The sequence below is a fragment of the Caballeronia sp. genome (assembly GCF_028292365.1).
In the GTDB taxonomy this organism is placed as follows: Bacteria; Pseudomonadota; Gammaproteobacteria; order Burkholderiales; family Burkholderiaceae; genus Caballeronia.
In genome coordinates this window covers 1-2,801 of record NZ_JAQGMM010000264.1, presented here as the reverse complement: position 1 = coordinate 2,801, position 2,801 = coordinate 1, and the positions used below count along the sequence as shown (strand labels likewise).

The 2,801-nt window shown below is 59.1% G+C and carries 6 protein-coding genes; 1 reads left to right on the top strand and 5 read right to left on the bottom strand.

Going from position 1 to position 2,801, the window contains the following annotated elements; translation table 11 throughout:
• The 5 genes from JWR14_RS16725 to JWR14_RS38575 form a co-directional block, all read right to left on the bottom strand.
• The coding region (locus JWR14_RS16725; protein ID WP_299708725.1) for an NAD(P)-binding domain-containing protein at positions 1-289 on the bottom strand (289 nt) is incomplete at its 3' end.
• Between the two features lie 52 nt (positions 290-341).
• Positions 342-1,328 carry a D-glycerate dehydrogenase gene (locus JWR14_RS16720; RefSeq protein ID WP_299708722.1) on the bottom strand — a complete coding sequence of 329 codons (987 nt, stop codon included), beginning with the start codon at positions 1,326-1,328 and terminating at the stop codon, positions 342-344.
• Positions 1,329-1,386: 58 nt separating this feature from the next.
• On the bottom strand, positions 1,387-1,818 hold the full coding sequence (locus tag JWR14_RS16715; RefSeq protein WP_299708719.1) for a heme-binding protein: 432 nt from the start codon (positions 1,816-1,818) through the stop codon (positions 1,387-1,389).
• A 5-nt stretch (positions 1,819-1,823) separates the two neighbouring features.
• A complete protein-coding gene (locus tag JWR14_RS16710; protein WP_299708716.1) occupies positions 1,824-2,141 on the bottom strand; it encodes a 2-keto-3-deoxygluconate permease in 318 nt (105 codons plus the stop codon).
• Between the two features lie 114 nt (positions 2,142-2,255).
• Positions 2,256-2,519 (bottom strand): zinc ribbon domain-containing protein, encoded by a 264-nt coding sequence (locus tag JWR14_RS38575; protein WP_366144552.1) that lies wholly within the window; start codon positions 2,517-2,519, stop codon positions 2,256-2,258.
• A 92-nt stretch (positions 2,520-2,611) separates the two neighbouring features.
• Between JWR14_RS38575 and JWR14_RS16705 the strand changes: the two genes are divergently transcribed.
• Positions 2,612-2,801: hypothetical protein (locus JWR14_RS16705; RefSeq protein ID WP_299708713.1), on the top strand; the 190-nt coding region annotated here is incomplete at its 3' end.

Sequence of the window (2,801 nt, the reverse complement as noted above, 5' to 3'; positions counted from 1 at the left end):
AAATCGAGCTCATGTCGACCACGATCTGGTTCGCACGGAGTCCGCTCGCTACGCCGCTTTCCCCAAAGAGCACTGACTCCACATGCGGGGTATCGGGCACCATCAAGATAACAATGTCGGCTTGCTGTGCCACCGCATTGCCGGACTCGCAGAACGTCGCACCTTTCTCGATCAAGCCAGTCGGCGCCGGGTTCCGATCGTGCACGAATAGTTGATGGCCGCCTTGCTGCAGATTGGCGGCCATCGGCGCACCCATGACACCCAGACCGATGAATCCAACTTTTGCCATAACTTCCTCTTCAATGAGCTTTTCTTAAATCGCAAACGGCAATGACAAGCTGTTACGCCACCGAGCGCAATACTTCGGGGTTGATACAGGTCTGCGGCTTCTCGCCTTTCAGTACGCTGATGACGTTATCCGTTGCGATCTTCCCCATCGCAAGGCGTGTTTCGATCGTCGCGGAAGCGATGTGCGGCACGACGAGCACGTTATCCAGGCTGCTCAATCCTGGTTCGAGTTCGGGTTCGCGCTCGAAGACGTCGAGCCCGGCCCCCCAAATTACCTTGTCGCGCAGCGCGGCAACCAGTGCTTTTTCATCGACCAGCGGACCGCGGGCCGCATTGATCAGGATGGCTGTACGCTTCATCTTCGCAAGTTCAGCCGCGCCGATGTAATGCTGTGTTTCCGGCAGAAGCGGCAGGTGCAGTGACAGATAGTCCGATTCTCGCAGGAGCGTTTCCTTGTCGACGAATGCCGCACCGACCTGACGTTCGATTTCGGGATTGCGCTGTGCGTCGGTGTAGATCACCTTCATGTCGAAGGCGGCCGCCTTGCGCGCAAATTTCGAGCCGATCCGACCCAAGCCTGCGACACCCAGCGTCTTGTTGTCGACGTCCTGGCCGATAAAAGCCATTGGTGCCCACCCCTGCCACTTAGCCTCACGCACGTAGCGTTCGGATTCAGAGATGCGCCGTGCAGTCGCAAGCAATAGCGCCCATGCATGTGTGGCCGTGGCGTCGTCAAGCACGCCCGGCGTATTGGTCATGATCACGCCGCGTTGGGTCGCCGCCCTCAGGTCGAAGTTATTGAAACCAACAGCGTAATTCGCGAAGATCTTGCATTGCGGGCCGGCGGCATCGAGCACTTCGCCGTCAATTGTGTCAGTCAGCAGCGTGATCACGGCGTCCCGACCTCGTACCGCCTTCCGAAGTTCATCACGCGTGAGCGCCCGATCATGCGGATTGACTTCGACGTCGTGGAACTGCCGCAGATCGTCAATTGTCTGCTGCGGGATCATGCGTGTCACATATACGTTAAACCGGTTCATTGATTGCTCTCTTGTTAAAGCACGATACAAAACGGCAAAAAGATTACCCGCGCACACCTCACGGCGCGTCGCCCTGCAAGCGGCATGGAGTACCGAAGCGGGCAAGTTCGTCGGCGACGGCCTGATCCTCGGCCGGCGTGAGGCCACTGACACCGATCGCCCCGATCACGCTACCCTGCGCGTCGCTTAGCACCGCGCCGCCCGGCAACGCAGTCAACAACGGATCGCAGAAATAGCTGATTGGAATTTCCTCGCGGCGCAGCCGCGCAAGGAATTCCTCCGTTGTCACACCCATGCGGGTAGACGTGTAGGCCTTCTGGTGCGCTAACTGGATGCTGCGCACGGGAGCATCGTCCATCCGGAAAAATCCAACGAGAAAGCCATGGCTATCACACACGGAGACGCACACCGGCTTGTCAAACTGCTGACGCACGTTATCGACCGCGCGTGCGAGCAGTGCCTGCGCCAACTGGAGGTTCAAATTGCTCAATAGGTTCACCTATCCTTTGTGAGTTGATGACCTGGTGGAGATGAATGCTCAAAGTCCATCCCTTCACTCTGCTGCCCGTCGCTCCGGACGGTGGACGGCGCGGCCGCCAACAGTTTCTCTCGTGTTCGCCGGAATGCCCAGGCTTTCAGGATCAGTGTAAGCACGGCCGTCGCGATCATCGATACAGCCACCTGGATCGTCGCGACCGTGGCATACGAGCGGTCAGCCTGCGCGATTGCTTGCGGCGTGCCCGCAGCGTCACGTGCAGTACTCGACGCAGCCGCCCGATAACCGATCGGCAAAATGCAGACAATCCCGGTCATGACAAATACCGCTGACCTGGGATGTCGTCAGGATTCGGAGCATTTGGTACACCAAAGATCCGGGACGCCCCGCGGATTGGGCCGGACGCTCGAAGGCGCCGGCGGCGAATCCATTCAGCCCACCGGCGATTCGGCGCTTGACTGTGCGCCCGACCCGCAGCCGCACCCCGCTCCATGCTGATGCGTGTAAACCGCACGTTCGTTGACTTGGCGTTCGGCACTTACTGTCGACGACATAAAGGCCAGCGCAGGCATGGCCAGCATGCGCTGCGCGATAGCGCTACACGTGGGGCAAGCACAGGTCGCGTCGCGTTCAGCGACACGACGCATGACGGAGAACGTGCCACAGGTTTCACAACGATACGGATAAATCGGCATCGCCTTTCTTTCCTCTTTCTTCGAAATCAATAGTTTTACAACAGACTGGCGCGTGCCAGTTCCTCGGGCCGTAACCGTTCAAGAAATCGACGGTGCTCACAGCACAATTGCCTGTGCCGGGCCGGTCGTGCCCGAACGCGACGACGCTGACGGAGCCGTGTTCGCAAGCATCGCGAGCCGAGGAAGATGCCCGGTACGCTGGACATGAAGGCCGAGTCAAGATTAATCCCTGGCACAGCACAATGACCATGAACGGCACGATCAGCGGCGCGTGCTTGCTGA

Coding starts and splice junctions, on each gene's coding strand:
- JWR14_RS16710 (WP_299708716.1), bottom strand. CDS start 2,141: ATGACCGGGATTGTCTGCATTTTGCCGATCGGTTATCGGGCGGCTGCG.
- JWR14_RS38575 (WP_366144552.1), bottom strand. CDS start 2,519: ATGCCGATTTATCCGTATCGTTGTGAAACCTGTGGCACGTTCTCCGTC.
- JWR14_RS16720 (WP_299708722.1), bottom strand. CDS start 1,328: ATGAACCGGTTTAACGTATATGTGACACGCATGATCCCGCAGCAGACA.